Raw genomic sequence first — 19,185 nt, 5'->3', positions numbered from 1 at the left:
ATCGTGTAGGATTTTGTGTGGTTGACGACGGGGACGGAGTTGAACGGTGCTGGCGCGTCAGCGACAGGCGGTGATCCTGGAAGAGGCACGGCGGACCGGCGCGGTCCGGGTCAGTGACCTCGTGACCAGGCTGGGCGTGTCCGACATGACGGTGCGCCGCGACCTCGACGTCCTCGCCGGACGCGGCCTCGTCGAAAAGGTCTACGGCGGCGCCACCTCGATCGTCGGCAAGAGCACCGACGAACCCGGCTTCGAGGCGAAGTCCGTGCGCCAGCGCGCGCAGAAGGAAGCGATCGCCGAACTCGCCGCGACGCTCGTGCGGCCCGGCACCGCGATCGGCATCTCGGCCGGCACCACCACCTGGACGCTCGCCCGCGCGCTCGACGCCATCCCCGGGCTCACCATCGTGACCAACTCGATCCAGGTCGCCGACGTGCTGCGCGGGTCGACGCAGCCGGACCGCACCGTCGTGCTCACCGGCGGGGTGCGGACGCCGTCGGACGCGCTGGTCGGCCCGGTCGCCGTGCACAGCCTGCGGTCGCTGCACCTCGACGTCGTCTTCCTCGGCGTGCACGGGATGGCGGACGGGCCGGGGTTCACCACGCCGAACCTGACCGAGAGCGAGACCGACCGCGCGCTGGTCGAGGCCGGGCGCAAGCTGGTCGTGCTCGCCGACCACACGAAGTGGGGCACCGTCGGGATCTCCACGATCGCCGACCTGGACGAGGCCGACGTCGTCGTGACCGATGACGGGATTCCCGACGAGGCCAAGGAATTACTCGCCGAACGAGCGGGGGAACTCATGATCGCCGAGACGGCGGAGACGGACGAGGCCCAAGAAGCGTGAAGCGCACCGTACGACACCTGGCCGACGGCCGGGAGATCATCTACTTCGACCAGCCCGGCGCGCCCGAGCGCGTCGCCGAGGACACCCGCGACCTGCCGCCGGTCGCGGCCGCGTCGGAAATCCGGCTGGACCCGCTGACCGGTGAGTGGGTCGCGATGGCCGCGCACCGGCAGACGCGGACCTACAAGCCGCCGGCCGACCTCTGTCCGTTGTGTCCGAGCAAGCCCGGCAAACCGAGCGAGATCCCCGAAAGCGACTACGACGTCGTCGTCTTCGAGAACCGCTTCCCGTCCTTCGCCGAGGACGTCATCGGCGAGCCGTCCACTGTGGACGGGTTCGGGCTGGTGCCGGTGCGGCCCGGACGTGGCCGCTGCGAGGTCGTCTGCTTCACCAGCGACCACGAGGGCGCTTTCTCGCGGCTGAGCCCGAAGCAGGTGCGCGCCGTCGTCGACGCGTGGGCCGACCGCACCGCCGCGCTGTCCGAAGTGCCCGGTGTGGAACAGGTCTTCCCGTTCGAGAACCGCGGTGAGGAGATCGGCGTCACGCTGTCGCACCCGCACGGGCAGATCTACGGCTACCCGTTCGTCACGCCCAAGACCGAGCGGATGCTCGACGTCGCCCGCGCCTACCAGGCCGAACACGGCCGTCCGGTGCTCGGCGACGTGCTGGCCGCCGAGCGGAAGTCCGGCGCGCGCGTGGTGGCGTCCGGCGAACACTGGACGGCGTACGTGCCGCCGGCGGCCCGCTGGCCGATCGAGGTGCACGTGGTACCGCACCGGCAGGTCGCGGACATCCCCGCGCTGACCGACGCCGAGCGCGACGACTTCGCCGACGTCTACCTGGACGTTCTCCGCCGCTGCGACGCGCTGTACGACCGGCCGCTGCCGTACATCGCGGCGTGGCACCAGGCGCCGGTGCGCCGCGACCGCGAGCTCGGCTGGCTCCACCTGGAACTGTTCTCCGTGTTGCGCGCCAAGGACAAGCTGAAGTACCTGGCGGGGTCCGAATCGGGCATGGCGGTGTGGGTCAACGACGCGACGCCGGAACAGATCGCGGAAAAGCTCCGCGCGGCGGGCTGATCCCCGGCCATACTCATCTCCGATGCACAGGTTCGGCTCAGGAACCTCTCAGGACCATCGCGCAAGGTGAGGACATGACCGAGAACGACCCCAGCGCGCACGACCCCGCGGCGCCGCGGCACCCGGAGACCGGCCAGCAGGCGGCTCAGGGCGGTTGGGCGGGGAGCCCGTACGGTGACCAGGCCGCCACGCCCGAGTCCGGCGGCACGCCGCAGTACTCGGCGCCGGAGCCGTCCTACCACGCGGTGACCGGGGCCGATCCGTCCTACGGGACGCCGCAGAACGCGAACCCCTGGTCCGCGCAGGGTGCCGCGACGGGTCAGACCCAGCAGAGCGTCTACCCGAACCCGAACCCCTACGCGCAGCCCGGCACGGCCGCCTACGGCACGCCGCCGGCGCCGCCCGCGCAGCCGAAGCGGTCCGGCGGCAAGCTGATGGCCGGCGTCGCGCTGGTCGCGCTGCTGGTCGGCGGCATCGCGGGCGGGGCGGTCGGGTACCTCACCGGGGGCACGTCCGGCGGTCCGGCCGGCAACGCCCTCGACGCGCCGAAGCCGGCCCAGCAGACCGGCAACGCGCCCGCCGGCTCGGTCGAGTCGGTCGCGCAGAAGCTGTCGCCGAGCGTCGTCGAGCTGCAGGTGAGCGGGCAGCAGGGGGCCGGCGAGGGCTCCGGGTTCGTCATCAGCACCGACGGTTACATCCTGACCAACAACCACGTCGTCGAGGTCGCCGCGAACGGCGGCCAGATCCAGGCCGTGTTCCAGGACGGCAAGAAGGCCGCCGCCAAGGTCGTCGGCCGCGACCCGACGACCGACATCGCGGTCGTCAAGGTCGACGGCGTCAACAACCTGACGCCGGTCGAGATCGGCCGGTCCGACGACCTGCGCGTCGGCCAGTCGGTGGTCGCCATCGGCTCGCCGTTCGAGCTGGCCGGCACGGTCACCTCGGGCATCGTCAGCTCGCTGCACCGGCCGGTGCGCGCGGGCGGTGGCCAGGGCGGTCAGGAGACGGTGATGGACGCCGTCCAGACCGACGCGGCGATCAACCCGGGCAACTCGGGTGGTCCGCTGGCGAACATGTCCGGCCAGGTCATCGGCATCAACTCGGCCATCTACAGCCCGCAGTCGGCCTCCGGCGGCCAGGGCCAGGGCGGCTCCGAGAGCGGCAACGTCGGCATCGGGTTCGCCATCCCGATCGACCAGGCCCGCCGCACCGCGGACACGATCATCAAGACCGGCCAGGCGGTGCAGACCTACATCGGCGCCCAGGTCACGGACGCCCCGCAGGGCGGCGCGAAGCTCGGTGCCATCACCGCCGGCAGCCCGGCGGAGAAGGCGGGCCTGAAGTCCGGCGACATCGTGACGAAGATCGACGACCGCAACATCGACACGTCGGACACGCTGGTCGCGGCGATCCGCACCCGAGCCCCGGACGAGAAGGCGACGTTCACGCTTTCCGACGGCCGCACGGTCGAGGTGACGCTGGGCGGCCAGCCCGTCCCGGCCAACTGATCCCATCCAGACGCTCGGCCGCCTCGGTGCGGCCGAGACCAAACATCGGCTCGACCCCCGTTTCCGTTCGGGGCCGGACCCACTAGGCCACGCGCGACCCAGGCAGTTTCCATGCCGGTCGCGCGTGGCCGCATTTGTGGGTGGGTGGGGTCAGGTGGTGGGAGGGGTTGGGCGCGGGCCGGGTGGCTCGGCAGGGGTGCCGGGCCGGGTGGTGCCGGTCCTGGCCGATTCGACGGGTGCGCCAGGCGGGCCGGGAAGCTCAGTTGGGTGAGTGGTGCCGGTGAGGGGCGGTTTGGTGGCTGTGTCGGGCTCGGTGGGCTTGCCGGGCGGGGTGGTGCCGGTGCCGCCGGGCTTGGCGGCTGGCGTGCGTTGTGGACTTGGCGGGTTGGCTCGGGTGTCCGGAGAGACCTCTCGCGAGCCTGAGCGGACCACACGGCGGGCGAGCGGCGCCAGCGCGACCAGAAGCCAGACCGCGGCCAAGGTCAGCGTCAGGCCCAGGGCCGGGTTGCCGTCGTGGAGGCCGGGCATCGGCGGTGTTCCGTACGGGCGCCAGAGCAGCGGGAACGCCACGATCAGCAGCACTCCCGTGATGACCGTGCCCGCCACAACCGGGACCCGCCACGGTCGCGGGACCACCCTCGCCAGGAGGATGCCGAGGACCGCCGTCAGGGGGGCGATGACTCCGTCGTTGATCACCGGCCCGCCGACGATCCAGCCCACCGTGCCGAACACGTCCGGCCGCAACGGAAACGCGTACTCGACGAACAGCACCACACCCCACGCCAGCGCCGCGAGGCCTGGCAGAGCGAGCAGCACGCGAGCGGTCTTCACAGCGCCTCCAGCTTCGTTACCCACTTCGTCTGCAGCACGCCCGGACGGTTCGGGGCGATGATGCGGCACGGGAAGCCGTGGTCGAGGTCCAGCACCTCGCCGTTCAGCTCCAGCGCGAGCAGCGTCAGGTCGTCCGCCGTGTGCTCGCCGGGCAGGACACTCACGCCGTACAGTCCGGCACGCTCCGAAGAGGACACTCGTACCGACGTTCCTGGTGCCACGCCAACCTTTTTCAGCAGCGCCGGCAGGGAAACTCCGCGCCAGGTTGCCGACTGGCTCCAGCCCTCCACGCACGCGATCGGCAGCTCCGCCGTCGTCTGCGGAAGTGCGCGCAGCTCGTCGAGGGAGAACTTCGTCGTGCCGCTGGGAGTCATCACTGAGAGCCGCCACGATGCCGACCACGTGATGCCTGCGGCCGCGGCCGTGCGGTTCACCGGGAGGCCTTGCGTTCCCTTGCTCGTCTTCCAGGCGAGGCCGGAAACGCCGCGCAGGAACGGGACCGTCGCGCCGGCTGTGGCGACGACCGCGACGCCTGTCGCGAGCCCGGTCGTGCGGAGGAACCCGCGTCGGGACAGCCCGGCTGCCGGTGGCTCGTTCTCGGGTGTGCCGCGGGTCAGCGCACGGCGGATGATCGGCAGCTTCACCGCCACGTGCACCAGGATCGACCCGATCGCCAGCCACGCCACCGCGTAGTGCACCTGCGGGAAGTAGAAGCCCCACGGGTAGTTCTGCGCGACGTTCAGCAATCCCGTCGTCAGCTCGAAGAACGCCGCTCCCGAGAGCACCAGGATCGACAGGCGCTCCAGCGCGTGCGGCAGCGAACGGACCAGTGGCCGGCCGAACAGCTTCGGGTAGACGCTCCACAGCTTCGCCAGCAGCAGCGGGATCGACGCGATGCCCGAAATCACGTGCAACCCCTGCGTGACGCGGTAGAGGCCGACCGGGCGACTGGGCCAGAAGAACCACGTCGGCGGGTGCTGGATCAAGTGGCTGATCAGGCCGGTCACGAAACAGGTCGTGAACGTGACCGCGAGCGCCAGCCCGATCTTCGACGTCACGCGCTCGTCGTGCGCCGGTGCTTTGAAGTGTTCTTCACTGGGGATCGGCAGCTTCACGACCGCTCCAATCGCGCGAACCAGCGGTGGCCGTGCCGGGTGGTCCAGTCGACGCGCAACCCGGCGCGCGCGGCGACTTCGGCGATCGCGTCCACGCCGACCCACGCCCAGGTGAACCAGGCGACGTCGGCGTGCCCGGGCCGCAGCCGGACGCGCTCGTGCCGCAGCCCGCGTCCGGGCGGCTCCAGCTCGACGAGGATGTCGCCGTCGGTGGCGATCAGTTGCGCCGTGCGGCGCAGCAGGACGACGGGGTCGCCGCCGATGCCGATGTTGCCGTCGGCGAGCAGGGCGTGCCGCCACCGTCCTTCGCCGGGTACGTGGTCGAAGACGTTGCGGTGCAACGCACTTCCGCCGCGACGACGTGTCAGTCGGACGGCCGTGCGTGAGCTGTCCACGCCCAGCGCGACCACTCCGCGGCCGGCCAGCGCCGCGGTGAGCCGGCCGGGACCGCACCCGATGTCGAGGGTCGGGCCGGTGCAGGCGTCGAGCAGCACCTCGTCGCCGTCGGACGGCGCGGTCCAGCGCTCGACCGGCAGCTCCACCCGCTCGCCGTTCGCCAGTTCGAGCCAGCAGTGGTGACCGAGCAGACCGCGGTCGAATTCGTTGCCGAGCAGGGCCGTCTTCATGCGACCGCCTGTCCGCGCACCGCCGCGACGGCCCGGGCGAACCGGCCGTCCGGGCACAGCGCCGCGACCGCGCGAGCGTCCGCCATGGTGTCCACATCGGACAGTTCCGCGGCCCGCCACGGTCGCAGTCCGCACGCCTTGAGCGCGCGCACCGTGCGTTCGCCCGTGTCGTCGCGGGACATCGGGACGCCCGCGAGGACCTGCGCGTGCCGCGGCTCCGCGAGGCCCAGCGCCCACCAGCCACCGTCGGCGGCCGGGCCGAGCACCGAGTCGTGCCCGCCGGCCACGACCGGCGCGGCCGCCTCGGCGAGGGACTCCGGCGTGACCTGCGGGGTGTCCATGCCGATCTGGAGGATCGGCAGGCCCGCGTGCACCGCGGCGGCGTCCGCGTGGGCGTGCGCCAGGCGTGCTCCGAAGTCCCAGCCGCGCTGGGGGATCGTCGTGACGTGGCGCAGTGCCGCTCCGATCTCGGGGGCCAGCGCGGCGGCGCCGAGGTCACCGGTCATCGCGACGACCGGCGCGGCGCCGGGGACCGCGCACACGGCGTCGAGCGTGTCCAGCAACGCGGCCGCCGCGATCCGCGCGGCCTGCGCCGGGGTCGCCGGCGGGGTCAGCCGGGTTTTGGCGAGCCCTGGTACCGGCGCTTTGGCCACGACCAGCAGCACGAACCTCGCCGTCATCGCGCCAGCACCCGCCCGAAGTCGCGGACCGCGCGCAGCGTGCCACGCACCGACCCGGACACCTTCGACTTCGTGCCCTTGGCGCGTTCGCCGTAGCGGACGTCGAACTCGCGCACCCGCCACCCCGCGCGCTGGGCCTTGATCAGCAGCTCGAGCGGGTAGCCGAACGCGCGGTCCGTGACGTCGAGGCCGAGCAGCGCCCGCCGGTCCGCGGCTCGCAGCGGCGCGATGTCCCGCACCGGCAACCCGCGCCCACGCAGCAGTCGCGCCAGCACGACGTTCCCGGCGCGCGCGTGCCACGGCCACACGCCGGGTCCGGTCGGCACCCGCCGTCCGACGGCCAGGTCGGCGCCGCCCTCGACCGCGGTCACCAGCCGCGGCAGGTCACGCAGGTCCAGGGACCCGTCGGCGTCGGCGAAGCACACGATGTCCGCGGTGGCGGCCTCCAGGCCCGTGTGCACGGCCGCGCCGTAACCGCGGCGCGGCTCGTGGACGACCTTCGCGCCGAGCGAGGCCGCCACTTCGGGCGAGCCGTCGGCCGAGCCGTTGTCGACCACGATCGCGCGGTAGCCCGGTGGCAGCCCGGCCAGTACGTCGGGGAGGGCGCCCGCTTCGTCGAGGCAAGGGAGGACCACGTCCACTCCTGAGTCAGTCACGGCGCCGACCGTAAGTCCGCGGTGGACTGGAGAAAACCCTTGCGCTGCTTACTGAATCATGACGTGTGACGACTTCTTACCGGGTCGTTACGGCTGCCCCGCCGGGCCCGCGGAAAACCGCTCGAGGTCTTACGGTGGACAGCGATGAGCGAGCCGAACCCGGCAGCCCGGCTCGCCGAGCCGCCTGCCCGCGAACCCGAACCCCCGGCACCTGATCGACCCGGGCGCCGCGCCCACCGGGCCGATCTCCTCGCCGTCGCGGCGGCCGTGGTGCTCGTGGCCGCGGCCGCCGCGGTCGGCACCTACTACAACCGGCCGCACTCCGGCGTCGTGATCTTCGTGTCGTCCCCGCCGTTGTTCGCCGACTGGCTCCCGCACGTCGGCCCCGGCTCGGTGTTCGCCGTCCTCATCGCCGCCCTGGTCGTGGTGCACGGCCCCACGCTGGCCGCCCGCCTCCCGTGGCGCGGGGCGCTCGCCGCCGGCTACCTGGCCTCGCTCGCTTGGATCTTCTCGCTGGCCATGGTCGACGGCTGGGCGCGCGGGTTCGCCGGCCGCCTCACCATCCCGCAGGAGTACCTCCACGAGGTGCCCGGCATCACCGACATCCCGCGGATGCTGCGTGAGTTCTCCTCCCGCATCCTCGACTTCCAGCCGGACTCGTGGACGACCCACGTGTCCGGGCACCCGCCGGGCGCGACGCTCGTCTTCGTCTGGCTCGACCGGCTCGGTCTCCACGGCGGCGCGTGGGCCGCGACGGCCGTCGTGCTCGTCGGCGCCTTGGTCGCGGTGGCCGTGCCCGCGACCGTCGCCCTGCTCGGCCGGCCGGACGCGGCTCGCGCGGTGCTGCCCTTCGCCGTCCTGACGCCCGGCGCGGTGTGGATCGGCGTCTCGGCGGACGGCCTGTTCGCCGGGACGACCGCCACCGGGCTGGCGCTGCTCGCGTTGTCCGCCAAGGGTTTCGGCCTCGGCCGCCGGTACGCCGTGCCGGCGGGGCTGGCGGCCGGTGTGCTGCTCGGGTTCGGGATCTTCCTCTCGTACGGCCTGGTGCTGCTCGGCCTGCTCGCGGTGGCCGTGGCGATCCTGGGCCGGCAGTGGCGGGCCGCCGCGCTGGCCGTCATCGGTGCCCTCGTCGTCGTCGGCGCCTTCGCCTGGGCCGGTTTCTGGTGGCTCGACGGCTACCACCTGGTCGTCGAGCGCTACTACCAGGGCGTCGCGCTGGTCCGGCCCTATTCGTACTGGGTGTGGGCGGACCTGGCCGCGGTGACCGTCGCGCTCGGTCCCGCGGTGGTGGCCGCCGTCCGGCGCGGCTTCGCCACGGGGCCGCGCGGGCTGCTCGCCGATCCGGTGCTGCTCCTGGGCCTCGCCGCCCTGCTCACCATCGTGTTCGCCGACGTCTCGGGCCTGTCGAAGGCCGAGACCGAACGGATCTGGCTACCGTTCGGGGTGTGGTTGCTGCCGCTGACGGCCCTGCTGCCGCGGCCCGGGCGCCGGTGGTGGCTCGCCGCCCAGGCGGCGACGGCCCTGGCGGTCAACCACCTGCTGCTGACCGGCTGGTGAGGGAGACGTGATGAACGATCAGGCCGGGCGCGTGCTCGTGGTCGACGACGACGAGACGGTCCGCGACGTCGTGCGCCGCTACCTCGAGGTCGCCGGGTTCACCGTCGACCAGGCGGGCGACGGCGCCGATGGGCTGGCCAAGTTCGCGGCCCACGAACCCGACCTGGTCGTCCTCGACGTCATGATGCCCGGCATCAACGGCCTCGAGGTGTGCAAGCGGCTGCGCCAGGTCAGCCAGGTGCCGATCGTCATGCTCACCGCCCTCGGCGAGGAGGAGAACCGGATCGCCGGGCTCCAGCTCGGCGCCGACGACTACGTCACGAAACCCTTCAGCCCCAAGGAACTCGCCCTCCGCGTCGCGTCCGTGCTGCGCCGCGCGCGGATGCCCCGCCCGGAACCGGCCGCCGCCGAGCTGGCGGACGGCGACCTGCGCCTGCAGATGACCGCGCGCACCGCGACGCTCGCCGGCCGCGAACTGCCGTTGACGAGCCGGGAGTTCGACCTGCTGGCGTTCTTCCTCGCCCACCCCGGCGTCGCCTACTCGCGCGCGGACCTGCTCGAGAAGGTGTGGGGCTGGGACTTCGGCGACCAGTCCACCGTGACCGTCCACGTGCGACGGTTGCGCGAGAAGATCGAACGCGACCCGGCCAAGCCGACGAGGGTGGCGACGGTGTGGGGCGTCGGCTACCGCTACGACCGGGAGCAACCGTGATCGAACCCGGAGAGTCCTTCGCGGAGACGGTGGCGCACCTCTGGCACATCCTGCCGCTGGCGTTGCTCTTCTCCTTGCCGATCGCCGCGCTCGGCGGGGCTGTGCTCTACCTCCTGCGCCGCGGTTCGCTGGCCACGACGCTCACGGTGCTGGTGCTGATCCCGGTGCTGTCCACGCTGGTCGGCGTCCTGGGCGTCAGCGGGTTCATGTTCACCCCGGCGCTGACCACGATGCTGCTGGTTTGCCTGCTCGTCGCCGTGGTCACCGTGCCGGCGGCGATCATCCTCGGCCGGGCGATCGCGCGCCGCAGCGTGTGGGAGCGCGAGGCGCGCGACCGCGAGCGCGCGGCCGAGGCGTCGCGGCGCGAGCTGGTCGCCTGGATCAGCCACGACCTGCGCAGCCCGCTGGCCGGCATCCAGGCGATGGCCGAGGCACTGGCCGACGGCGTGGTGTCCGAACGCGACGAGGTCGCCGACTACGCCCAGCGGATCAGCGGCGAGACGACCCGGCTGTCCGCGATGGTGGGCGACCTGTTCGAGCTTTCGCGGATCACCGCCGGCGCGCTCGAGCTCACGATGTCCGCGGTGCCGCTGCGGGACGTCGTCAGCGACGCCGTCGCGGCCCAGTCGCCGGTCGCCGAGCGGAAGCGGGTTCGGGTGCTCGCCAACGCGTCGACCTGGCCGGTCGTGACCGGGAGCGACCCGGAACTGGCCCGGATCGTGCGGAACCTGGTGTCCAACGCGATCCGCCACACCCCGCCGGACGGGACGGTCGCGGTGCAGATCGGCGTCGACGGCGACGAGGCCCTCCTCGCCGTCGACGACTCCTGCGGCGGTATCCCGGACGACGAGATCACCCGCGTGTTCGACGTCGCCTTCCGCGGGACGCAGGCCCGGACGCCCGAGCGTGGCGGGACGACCAGTGGTGGCGGGCTCGGCCTGGCCATCACCAAGGGCCTGGTCGAGGCGCACCGCGGGAAGATCGGCGTCCACAACCACGGGCCCGGGTGCCGGTTCGAGGTCCGGCTGCCGTTGGCGATGTCTTAAGAGACCGGCTCTCGGAGCTCCGCCGTCGCGAAGGCGGTGATGCCCTCCTCGAAGCCGATCTCGGCCTTGAAGCCCAGGAGTTCGCGGGCGCGGGCCGGGTCGGCTACGACGTGGCGGACGTCGGCCGGGCGGGCGCCACCCGCCACGACGGGTGCCGGGCCGGCGCAGGCGCGCGACAGTTCCGCGGCCAGCTCGCCGACCGTGTGCGGGGTTCCGGAGCAGACGTTGAGCGGCGTGAGGTCGCCTTCCGGACCGGCTGTCCGGAGAGCCAGGACGTTCGCCCTGGCGACGTCGTGGACGTGCACGAAGTCGCGTTGCTGGCGGCCGTCCTCCAGCACCCGCGGTGCTTCGCCGCGCAGCAGGGCCGAACGGAACAACGACGCCACCCCCGCGTACGGGGTGTTCTGCGGCATCCGCGGGCCGTAGACGTTGTGGTAGCGCATCGCCCACACGCTGCCGCCGGTCTGACGTGCCCACGCTCCGGCCAGGTGCTCCTGTGCCAGCTTCGTCGCCGCGTACGTGCTGCGCGGGTTCAGCGGCGCGTCTTCGGGCACCAGCCGCCAGCTCAGCTCGGCCTCGCACACCGGGCACCGCGGCTCGAAGCGGCCGGCGTCCACATCGGACGCGCGACGCGGCGACGGCGGGACGACGCCGTGGTCCGGGCACGCGTACCGGCCTTCGCCGTAGACGACCATCGACGACGCCAGCACCAGCTTCCGCACCCCGGCCGCGTGCATGCCGGCCAGCAGGACCGCCGTGCCGTAGTCGTTGTGCAGGGCGTACGAGGGTGCATCGGACGGGTCGACGCCGTGCCCGACCACCGCCGCCTGGTGGCAGACCGCGTCCACGCCGTCCAGCAGCTCGGCGACGATCTCGGCGTCGGTGACGTCGCCGCGCAGGAACCGGTGCCGGCCGGTGTACGACGGCGGGGTGCGGGAACCGTGGGCCGTCGGGAGGAGGTTGTCGAGCACGACGACCTCGTCACCTCCGTCGGCGAGCAGATCGGCGATGTGGGACCCGATGAACCCGGCTCCGCCGGTGACCAATACGCGCACACCGGCCACGCTAGGGGTGTTCTCCCGGACTCGCCGGGGCCCGGGACGGCACGTCACGGAATCGTCAGAACTCACCTGGCACCTCCCGGCGGCGGAAGCGCGAAACCGACTACGGTGGCGGCATGGAACGGAGTGCACAACGGCTGGGCCGGGCCCTCGTGGTCATCGTGGACGATCGCGTGGCGCACGGCGAGCACGAGGACACCACTGGCCCGCTGGTCACGGAGCTGCTCGAAGAAGCGGGCTTCATCGTCGACGGTGTCGTGGTCGTCGAGGCCGAGACCGCGGGTATCCGCAACGCGCTCAACACCGCCGTGATCGGCGGCGCCGACCTGGTGATCACCGTCGGCGGCACCGGTGTGCTGCCGCGCGACCGGACGCCGGACGCCACCTCCGGTGTGCTCGACCGGCCGCTCCCGGGCATCAGCGAGGCGATCCGGGCTTCCGGGCTGGCCGCCGGGGCCGTGGACGCGGGGATCTCGCGCGGGCTCGCCGGGGTTTCCGGCAGCACCCTCGTGGTGAACCTCGCCGGGTCGCGGTCCGCGGTGCGCGACGGGATGGCGACGCTGACCTCGCTCGTGCCGCACGTGATCGACGAGCTTTCGGGCCTCGAAGAGGTCTGATCCTTCGCTTTGCCGGGCCGGGGGTGAGGAGTCGCCCCCGGCCTGAAGCATGCCCGGGGCCGCTGGAGGCGAGATGACCGGGCCGGATCTGAGCGAGATCGAGGCCTGGTTCGACGGTGTCCTCACCGGGCGGATCAGCCGCGACGCGGCCGATCGCTGGGCCATGCGATGGCTCAGCGACGACTTCGAGGGCCGGGCCGACCTCGGCGCGGATCAGCTGTGGGCGCTCGATTTGCCCGGGGGCATCGACCTCACTCATGGGCCGGGCGCCGGGTACTTGCACAGCGAGGAGCAGATCCGCCGATGGCGGGACGAGGTGCGAGCTCGTCGCCCGGGTTGAGGTGGACCGGCCACGGCGGTCGCGAGGTGGCTGGTCACCGCGATGAGGTGTGGGGTGTCGGCGCGGTGGGGGGTTCGCTCTGGAGTTGTCAATCAACGTGTCGTGGGAGACTTGAGGCATGTCCGGTCCCGAACGCGATCCCCAGACGACCAGTGACCAGCGCCGGCGGGTCGACGAGATCTTCGGGGACGTCCTGCCCGAGACGACCTCCGACGAGCGGGACGTCGAGCGGCGCACCGGGCTCCCGGATGACTGGTACCGGGAGAACCGGCCGCCGCACCACGATCGCTGAGCCCACTCAGTCGCGGCCGTTGTCGCGCTGGGCCTGGGCGCGCAGCAGGTCGCGGATCTCGATGAGCAGCTCGACGTCCGTGGGCTCCGACGGGCCCGGCTCCTGGCCGCGCTTGCGCCGCTCCTGCACGTGCTTCACCGGCAGCACGATCACGAAGTAGACGACCGCCGCGACCAGGACGAAGTTGATCGCCGCGTTGATCACGCCGCCGAAGTCCAGGAACGTGGCTTCGTTGTTGTCGAAGATCTGGTACCCGAGGCCCTTGGCGGCGTCCGTACCACCGATCGTGCTGATCAGCGGCTTGATGAGGCCGTTCGTGAACGCCGTGACGATGGCCGTGAACGCCGAGCCGATGACCACCGCGACGGCGAGATCGACGACGTTGCCGCGCATCAGGAAGTCCTTGAAACCCTTGAACACTTGCTCTCCTCGAGAACGGGCTGGTGGGGGCTAGCGGAGAGTAACCGTTACCGGCCGCTCCAGTGAAATCGCCGCCACCCTCGTCGCCACCTCCTCCCGCAGCCGCAGCAGCACCAGCGGCCCCTTCGCCGCGGACGGCTCCCGGTGCCCGACTGCCACCACCGTCGCCCCGGCGGCCAGCACTGACGCGGGTAGGCCCGGTTCGGGTGCCGCGACGACGTCGACGTGCCCGCCGGGCTCCAGCAGCTCCGTGACGCCGGCGTCGGCCAGGCGCACCGGGACCGTCGCCGTCGCGGGATCACCCGCACCGGGGAGGGCCGTCGCCAGCCGGACGTCGGTCAGGGGTTCGCCGGCGCGGACGGCGCCCGCCAGCAACCGGCCGTCCACAGCGGACGGGGTGCTCAACGCGCCCGCCGGACGTGCGGAATCGGGGAGGTCGGCCAGCCGGACGTCGGAAGCGCGCAGGGCCGAGCCGGAAGGAAGGTCGTGCGCCGCGACGACGGTCGGGGTCGTCGGCGCGCCCCGCGCGGAACCGGGGTACGCGAACAGCAGCGCGCCGGCCAGCAGCAGGCCGGCGGCGAGCCAGCGGCGCAGCAGCCGCGTCCGCCTGCCCCGCAGCCGGGTCAGATCAGGTAGGTCGAACTTCGCCAGCACGTCCACGGTGCCCCCTCGGCCGGATCGAGTGCGGCGCTGTGCCGCACGAGATCGACGTTAGGGAAGCCGGACCGACCGCCGGAAGGGCCGGATCCGGCACCTGTGGACAACTGGGGTGTTGTGGATAACTCCGCGCCTCAGGAGGCCGCGGCGGTCGTCTTCGTCGTACCCGAGGAGGAAGATGCCGAGCTCGTGTCGGACTTCGTCTCCGTCTTGGTTTCGGTCTTCGCCGGGGTCGACGCGGTGCTCGACTTGCTCGAGTCGCGCGAATCGGTGCGGTAGAACCCGCTGCCCTTGAAGACCACGCCGACCGAGCTGAACACCTTGCGCAGGGTGCCGGAGCACTGCGGGCACACGGTCAGGCTGGGGTCCGAGAACGACTGCACGGCTTCGAACCGGTGGTCGCATTCTTTGCAGGCGTACTGGTACGTAGGCACTGACGGCTCCTTTGCTGGCACTCATCCGACCAGAGTGCCAACCCAATTGTGCTTGAAAGCATTCCCCGAAAGCAATTCCTCGTTGCTCACATCGGCAGCTCGAGCACGCCTCGACCGGGCGTCAAGGCCGCGCTCATGCGGACGTCGTGAGGTTCCCCCGGCAGCCGTCCGACCAGCTCCTCGTCCCGGACGACGGCCAGCAGCGCCGCACCGGGCGCCGCAAACACCAGCGAGCGATCGTAGTGGCCGGCGCCCCGGCCCAGCCGGACGCCCCGGCGGTCGACGGCCAGCGCCGGTACCAAGATCATCTCCGCGGCCCCCACGGCCTCGCTACCCAGGCGTTTCCCGCCCGGCTCGCGGATCCCGCGGAACCGGCTGGGCACCAGATCGGCCTCGCCCGTGTACTCGGCCCAGTCGAGCGGGTCGGTCCGCGACAGGATGACGGGCAGCAGCACGCGCGCGCCGCCGCCCGCGAGCGCGTCGACGAGCGCCGTCGTGCCCGGTTCGGTGCCGAACGGCAGGTACGCGCACACCGTGCCGGATGTGACCTTCGACACCGCACTGACCAGCGCCGACGCCTCCTGGGCGTGCGATTCGGGGGTCTGGTCCGCCCGCGCGCGCGTCAGCCGGTCCCGCCACTCCGCCTTGCTCAGGTGCTCATTGCCCAGCGCGTGCATGACCTCACGTTAGGCTTTGCGCCCATGACGGGCGCCGCAACCTCCCAGACGTTCAGAACCGCCATCGTGCCGGCCGCCGGCCTGGGGACACGCTTCCTCCCGGCGACGAAGGCCGTGCCCAAGGAACTGCTGCCGGTGGTGGACACGCCGGGGATCGAGCTGGTCGCGGCCGAAGCCGCCGCCGCGGGCGCGGAACGCCTGGTCATCGTGACCTCACCGGGCAAGGACGCCGTCGTCCGGTACTTCGAGAAGCAGCCCGAGCTGGAGAAGAACCTCGAGGCCAAGGGCAAGGACGCGCTGCTGGAGAAGGTCCGCCGCGGCTCCGACCTCCTCGCCGTCGAGACCGCCATCCAGGAGCAGGCCCTCGGCCTCGGCCACGCCGTCGCGCAGGCCGAGCCGAACCTGCGCCCGGACGACGAGGCCGTCGCCGTGCTGCTCCCGGACGACCTGGTGCTGCCCACCGGCGTCCTCGAGAAGATGAGCGCGGTCCGGGCGCAGTTCGGCGGCAGCGTGCTCTGCGCGTTCGACATCCCGAAGGCCGAGATCTCGCCGTACGGCGTCTTCGACGTCAGCGACACCGACGACGAAGACGTCAAGCGCGTGCACGGGATGGTCGAGAAGCCGAAGCCGGAGGACGCGCCCTCGACCTACGCCGCGGCCGGGCGCTACCTGCTCGATCGGGCGATCTTCGACGCGCTGAAGCGGATCACGCCGGGCAGCGGCGGCGAGCTGCAGCTGACCGACGCGGTCGCGCTGCTGATCACCGAAGGACACCCCGTGCACGTCGTCGTCCACCGCGGTGGACGCCACGACCTGGGGAATCCGGGTGGTTTCCTGCGCGCCGCGGTCGATTTCGCGCTTGAAACGCCCGAGTACGGTCCATCTTTACGGGCGTGGCTCACGGAACGGATCGGGACAGATCGCCCATGACGGAATCCCTCGACGCGGCGCGGCCGGAAGTGGCCGGGGACGAAGCCGAGCTGCGCTCGGTCGACGCGCAGATCTCGATGACCTTGGAAGCCGCCGTCCGGCCCCAGCCGGTGCGCGTGGCGATCTCCGAGGCACAGGGGCTGCTCTGCGCCGAGGAGGTCGTCGCCGAGCACGCGCTGCCCGGCTTCGACCAGGCCGCGGTCGACGGTTACGCGGTGCGCAGCGTGGACGTTCGCGCCGCGGGTGAGGAGCCGGTGCAGCTGCCGGTCGTCGGCGAGATCGCGGCGGGTTCGCGTCAGCCGCGGCGCCTGCAGCCCGGCCAGGCCGTGCGCGTCGACACCGGTGCGCCGCTGCCGACGCTCGCCGACGCCGTGGTGCCGCTCGCCTACACCGACGGGCACCAGGCCCGGGTCACCGTGCACCGCTCGGTGCCCTCGGCGGGGTACGTGCGCCGCGCCGGCGAGGACGTCCAGATCGGCGACGTCGCGGTGCGCCGCGGCGACACGATCGGCTCCGCGCAGGTCGGCCTGCTGGCGGCGGTCGGCCGGGCGAAGGTGCTGGTCTACCCGCGGCCGCGCGTCTCGATCGTGTCGGTCGGCGACGAGCTGGTCGACATCGACCGGACGCCGTCGGTAGGGCAGGTCTACGACGTCAACTCCTACGCGCTCGCCGCGGCCGCGCGGGACGCGGGTGCCGAGGTCAGCCGGGTCGGAATCGTGCCGAGCGACCCGAAGCGGCTGCGGGAGATCGTCGAGGGCCGGCTGCTGATGTCGGAGATCGTCGTGGTCGCGGGCGGCGCCGGGGGCGCCACCGGCGACGAGGTCCACGCCGCGCTGTCCGACCTCGGCCGGATCGACATGACGCGCGTCGCGATGCACCCCGGCTCGGTGCAGGGGTTCGGCAGGCTCGGCCCCGACTCGGTGCCGACGTTCCTGATCCCCGGCAACCCGATGAGCGCGCTGGTCGTGTTCGAGGTGCTGGTCCGGCCGCTGATCCGGGCGGCGCGCGGGACGCGCAACCCGCACCGGCGGATCGTCGGGGCGCGGCTGCTGTCGCCGATCACCTCGACCGAGGGGCGGCGCGGGTTCCTCCGCGGCCAGCTCCTGCGCGACGAGGCCAACGGCGAGTACCTCGTCCAGCCGCTCGGTCAGTCCGGGGCGCACCTGCTGGCGTCGCTGGCCGAGGCGAACTGCCTGATCAACGTGCCCGAAGAGCTGACCGACGTCCCCGCGGGCGAGCAGGTCCAGGTCACCTTCCTGGCGCAACGGGCCTGATGAACTCCGTGTCGGGCGTGTCCTACCCGGTCGAGAGCCGGCACCCGGGCTGGCCGGCCCGGCTCGGGCCGCTGCGGGTGCCCGCCGGCGTGGTCGCGATCCGGCCGGTGCGGCTGCGCGACGCGGGCGAGTGGAGCCGGATCCGGCTCCGGGACCGGGCGCACCTCGAGATGTGGGAGCCGACCGGCGTCGGCCCGTGGCCGGAACGCAACGCCTTCTGGTCGTGGCCGTCGCAGTGGGCCGCGTTGCGTTCGCTCGCTCGGCGTGGTCAGTGCCTGCCGTTCACGATCACCCTCGACGGGCGGCTTGCGGGCCAGATCACTGTGGGTAACGTCATCCGGGCGTCGCTGAGGTCGGCGTGGATCGGCTACTGGGTGTCTTCGGAGGTGGTCCGCGGCGGGGTCGCGACGGCCGCCGTCGCGCTGGTCACCGACCATGCCTTCGGGCTCGGCGGGCTGCACCGGCTGGAGGCCACCGTGCGGCCGGAAAACGTCGCCAGCCTGCGGGTTCTCACCAAGGCGGGGTACCGGCAAGAGGGCCTGTTCGAGCGGTACCTCGACGTCGCGGGCGGCTGGCGGGACCACTACTGCTTCGCCATCACGCGCGAGGAGACCGGGAGCGGCCTGGTGTCGCGGCTGGTCGCGTCGGGGCGCGCCGACCACGCCTGACGGTGATTACCCACCCGGGGCAGTGAGCGCGTTACCACATGCTGTGAGTTTCACCTAATCCGGTGAGGCATTTCCGTGATCGAAACCGGCGAGCCTCCGCCCGATCTGTTACTCCTGTGACTAGCGTGATTTCAGGTGAAGGATCGGGGGAGGTGACGGGAGATGCCCAGCTCGGTGATCATCGTCGCGCTCGCCGCGGCATGGCTCGTCGTTCTCGTGCCCATGGTCGCGCGAAAGCGGCAGCAGGTGGCCCGCACGGCCGACTCCGCGCTCGCGGCCAGGGTCGTGCGAAGTGGACGCAACGAAGACCGGGAGGAATTCGCCATGTCCGAGGAGACCGTGAAGTCCCGGCCGTCGGTCGAGGACGACCTCGCGGAGCTCGAGGCCGAACTCGAAGACGACCTCGACGAACCGGAGCCCGACCCCGAGCCGCTGCCGCAGCCGTCCCGCGCCGAGCGGGCCGAACGCGCCGAGCGAGCCGGCTACCGCCCCGGTCGCGGCGGCTTCGACCCCGAAGCGGCCGAGATCGCGGCGCGGGCGAAGTACAGCTTCCGGCAGCGCGTCGTCGTCATCCTGCTGGTGATCGCGGTGGCCACGGCGGGCATCGCGGGCTTCCTCGTGCCGCTGGTCTGGTGGGGCCACGCGCTCGCCGACATCGTGCTGGTCGGGTACCTCGTGTACCTGCGCCGCCAGGTGCGGATCGAGGAGGAGATCCGGCAGCGCCGGCTGGCCCGCTTCAACAGCACGCGCGCACCTCGGCGTCCGGCTGTTTCGGAGGACTCGTACACGGCGGTCGAAGAGCCGGTCGAGGACGCCGAGGACGTGGACGTCGTCGAGCCGGTCCGGCGCGAGGTGGTCGAGCGGCGTCCGTCGCCGACTTCGCGGGTCCGGCGCAGCGCGGTGGTCGTCGATCTGGACGACGAGGACCCGGCGTTCGAAGAGCTCGACGAGCCCGGGACCGGGCCTTATCGACGGGCCGTCGGGGAGTGACCCCCCGTGGTGGGTGCTCGTAGGGCACTGATACGCTCTACGAGCACAACCAAGGGGCTGTAGCGCAGTTGGTAGCGCGTCTCGTTCGCATCGAGAAGGTCAGGGGTTCGATTCCCCTCAGCTCCACAGCATAGGTGGCCCGTGCCCGCGGAGGGCGCGGGCCTTTTG

The 19,185-nt window shown here is 72.3% G+C and carries 23 protein-coding genes and 1 tRNA gene; 14 read left to right on the top strand and 10 right to left on the bottom strand.

What is annotated here, in order from left to right; all coding sequences use genetic code 11:
• Positions 1-46: 46 nt before the first annotated feature.
• The 3 genes from BLV96_RS17175 to BLV96_RS17165 all read left to right on the top strand — a co-directional run bounded on the left by BLV96_RS17175 (position 47) and on the right by BLV96_RS17165 (position 3,434).
• On the top strand, positions 47-847 hold the full coding sequence (locus BLV96_RS17175) for a DeoR/GlpR family DNA-binding transcription regulator (protein ID WP_086680176.1): 801 nt from the start codon (positions 47-49) through the stop codon (positions 845-847).
• Entirely contained in the window at positions 844-1,926 is a 1,083-nt protein-coding gene (gene galT, locus BLV96_RS17170) for a galactose-1-phosphate uridylyltransferase (protein WP_086680174.1), read from the top strand. The genes BLV96_RS17175 and galT overlap by 4 nt, the downstream gene beginning before the upstream one ends.
• Positions 1,927-2,000: 74 nt before the next feature.
• Entirely contained in the window at positions 2,001-3,434 is a 1,434-nt protein-coding gene (locus BLV96_RS17165) for a S1C family serine protease (RefSeq protein ID WP_091389243.1), read from the top strand.
• Between the two features lie 150 nt (positions 3,435-3,584).
• On the opposite strand, the gene BLV96_RS50705 is transcribed toward BLV96_RS17165, so the two are convergent.
• From BLV96_RS50705 to BLV96_RS17140, 5 genes are read right to left on the bottom strand one after another with little or no spacing between them, the layout of a single operon-like run.
• Positions 3,585-4,265, bottom strand: coding sequence for a hypothetical protein (locus BLV96_RS50705; RefSeq protein WP_244180265.1), 681 nt, complete (start codon positions 4,263-4,265; stop codon positions 3,585-3,587).
• Entirely contained in the window at positions 4,262-5,380 is a 1,119-nt protein-coding gene (locus BLV96_RS17155) for a molybdopterin-dependent oxidoreductase (protein ID WP_086678747.1), read from the bottom strand. Before BLV96_RS17155 ends, BLV96_RS50705 begins: the two co-directional genes overlap by 4 nt.
• Complete coding sequence (locus BLV96_RS17150; protein ID WP_086678748.1) at positions 5,377-6,006, bottom strand: class I SAM-dependent methyltransferase; 630 nt, start codon at positions 6,004-6,006, stop codon at positions 5,377-5,379. Before BLV96_RS17150 ends, BLV96_RS17155 begins: the two co-directional genes overlap by 4 nt.
• The gene (locus BLV96_RS17145; protein WP_086678749.1) at positions 6,003-6,686 is read right to left on the bottom strand and encodes a TIGR04282 family arsenosugar biosynthesis glycosyltransferase; all 684 of its coding nucleotides are present in this window, start codon (positions 6,684-6,686) and stop codon (positions 6,003-6,005) included. The genes BLV96_RS17150 and BLV96_RS17145 overlap by 4 nt, the downstream gene beginning before the upstream one ends.
• Positions 6,683-7,327 (bottom strand): glycosyltransferase family 2 protein, encoded by a 645-nt coding sequence (locus tag BLV96_RS17140; protein ID WP_086678750.1) that lies wholly within the window; start codon positions 7,325-7,327, stop codon positions 6,683-6,685. Before BLV96_RS17140 ends, BLV96_RS17145 begins: the two co-directional genes overlap by 4 nt.
• Before the next feature lie 159 nt (positions 7,328-7,486).
• Here BLV96_RS17140 and BLV96_RS17135 point away from each other — a divergent pair, with 159 nt between their 5' ends.
• The 3 genes from BLV96_RS17135 to BLV96_RS17125 are packed head-to-tail and all read left to right on the top strand — an operon-like array spanning position 7,487 to position 10,657.
• The gene (locus BLV96_RS17135) at positions 7,487-8,899 is read left to right on the top strand and encodes a hypothetical protein (RefSeq protein ID WP_091389240.1); all 1,413 of its coding nucleotides are present in this window, start codon (positions 7,487-7,489) and stop codon (positions 8,897-8,899) included.
• Positions 8,900-8,909: 10 nt separating this feature from the next.
• Positions 8,910-9,611, top strand: coding sequence for a response regulator transcription factor (locus BLV96_RS17130; protein WP_086678711.1), 702 nt, complete (start codon positions 8,910-8,912; stop codon positions 9,609-9,611).
• Complete coding sequence (locus BLV96_RS17125; protein WP_086678712.1) at positions 9,608-10,657, top strand: sensor histidine kinase; 1,050 nt, start codon at positions 9,608-9,610, stop codon at positions 10,655-10,657. Before BLV96_RS17130 ends, BLV96_RS17125 begins: the two co-directional genes overlap by 4 nt.
• On the opposite strand, the gene BLV96_RS17120 is transcribed toward BLV96_RS17125, so the two are convergent.
• Positions 10,654-11,712 (bottom strand): NAD-dependent epimerase/dehydratase family protein, encoded by a 1,059-nt coding sequence (locus BLV96_RS17120; RefSeq protein ID WP_167379624.1) that lies wholly within the window; start codon positions 11,710-11,712, stop codon positions 10,654-10,656. The genes BLV96_RS17125 and BLV96_RS17120 overlap by 4 nt on opposite strands.
• 122 nt (positions 11,713-11,834) lie before the next feature.
• Here BLV96_RS17120 and BLV96_RS17115 point away from each other — a divergent pair, with 122 nt between their 5' ends.
• The 3 genes from BLV96_RS17115 (at position 11,835) to BLV96_RS17105 (ending at position 12,967) form a co-directional block, all read left to right on the top strand.
• Positions 11,835-12,335: a MogA/MoaB family molybdenum cofactor biosynthesis protein gene (locus tag BLV96_RS17115; RefSeq protein WP_086678714.1), complete on the top strand. Its 501-nt coding sequence runs from the start codon at positions 11,835-11,837 to the stop codon at positions 12,333-12,335.
• A gap of 73 nt (positions 12,336-12,408) precedes the next feature.
• On the top strand, positions 12,409-12,675 hold the full coding sequence (locus tag BLV96_RS17110) for a hypothetical protein (protein WP_086678715.1): 267 nt from the start codon (positions 12,409-12,411) through the stop codon (positions 12,673-12,675).
• Positions 12,676-12,793: 118 nt separating this feature from the next.
• Positions 12,794-12,967, top strand: a complete 174-nt coding sequence (locus BLV96_RS17105; protein ID WP_086678716.1) for a hypothetical protein — start codon at positions 12,794-12,796, stop codon at positions 12,965-12,967.
• A 6-nt stretch (positions 12,968-12,973) separates the two neighbouring features.
• Here the strand turns inward: BLV96_RS17105 and mscL are convergent, their stop codons facing one another.
• From mscL to BLV96_RS17085, 4 genes are all read right to left on the bottom strand, one after another.
• Complete coding sequence (gene mscL, locus BLV96_RS17100) at positions 12,974-13,387, bottom strand: large-conductance mechanosensitive channel protein MscL (protein ID WP_086678717.1); 414 nt, start codon at positions 13,385-13,387, stop codon at positions 12,974-12,976.
• 30 nt (positions 13,388-13,417) lie between these two features.
• Positions 13,418-14,047, bottom strand: a complete 630-nt coding sequence (locus tag BLV96_RS17095; protein WP_086678718.1) for an SAF domain-containing protein — start codon at positions 14,045-14,047, stop codon at positions 13,418-13,420.
• 131 nt (positions 14,048-14,178) lie between these two features.
• On the bottom strand, positions 14,179-14,478 hold the full coding sequence (locus BLV96_RS17090; protein ID WP_086678719.1) for an FmdB family zinc ribbon protein: 300 nt from the start codon (positions 14,476-14,478) through the stop codon (positions 14,179-14,181).
• An 86-nt stretch (positions 14,479-14,564) separates the two neighbouring features.
• A complete protein-coding gene (locus BLV96_RS17085; RefSeq protein WP_086678720.1) occupies positions 14,565-15,155 on the bottom strand; it encodes a 5-formyltetrahydrofolate cyclo-ligase in 591 nt (196 codons plus the stop codon).
• A gap of 24 nt (positions 15,156-15,179) precedes the next feature.
• Between BLV96_RS17085 and BLV96_RS17080 the strand changes: the two genes are divergently transcribed.
• From BLV96_RS17080 to BLV96_RS17060, 5 genes are all read left to right on the top strand, one after another.
• Positions 15,180-16,085 carry a UTP--glucose-1-phosphate uridylyltransferase gene (locus BLV96_RS17080; protein WP_086678721.1) on the top strand — a complete coding sequence of 302 codons (906 nt, stop codon included), beginning with the start codon at positions 15,180-15,182 and terminating at the stop codon, positions 16,083-16,085.
• Positions 16,082-17,359 (top strand): molybdotransferase-like divisome protein Glp, encoded by a 1,278-nt coding sequence (glp, locus tag BLV96_RS17075; RefSeq protein ID WP_086678722.1) that lies wholly within the window; start codon positions 16,082-16,084, stop codon positions 17,357-17,359. Before BLV96_RS17080 ends, glp begins: the two co-directional genes overlap by 4 nt.
• Entirely contained in the window at positions 17,359-18,027 is a 669-nt protein-coding gene (locus tag BLV96_RS17070) for a GNAT family N-acetyltransferase (RefSeq protein ID WP_086678723.1), read from the top strand. The genes glp and BLV96_RS17070 overlap by 1 nt, the downstream gene beginning before the upstream one ends.
• A 162-nt stretch (positions 18,028-18,189) precedes the next feature.
• Entirely contained in the window at positions 18,190-19,017 is an 828-nt protein-coding gene (gene sepX / locus BLV96_RS17065; protein WP_086678724.1) for a divisome protein SepX/GlpR, read from the top strand.
• Between the two features lie 53 nt (positions 19,018-19,070).
• Positions 19,071-19,143, top strand: a tRNA-Ala gene (locus BLV96_RS17060).
• Positions 19,144-19,185 lie beyond the last annotated feature (42 nt).

The sequence above is a fragment of the Amycolatopsis pretoriensis genome, from assembly GCF_900107925.1.
Taxonomy (GTDB): domain Bacteria; phylum Actinomycetota; class Actinomycetes; order Mycobacteriales; family Pseudonocardiaceae; genus Amycolatopsis; species Amycolatopsis pretoriensis.
The sequence above is the reverse complement of the archived record's forward strand: the minus strand, read 5'-3'. Positions and strand labels throughout refer to the sequence as shown.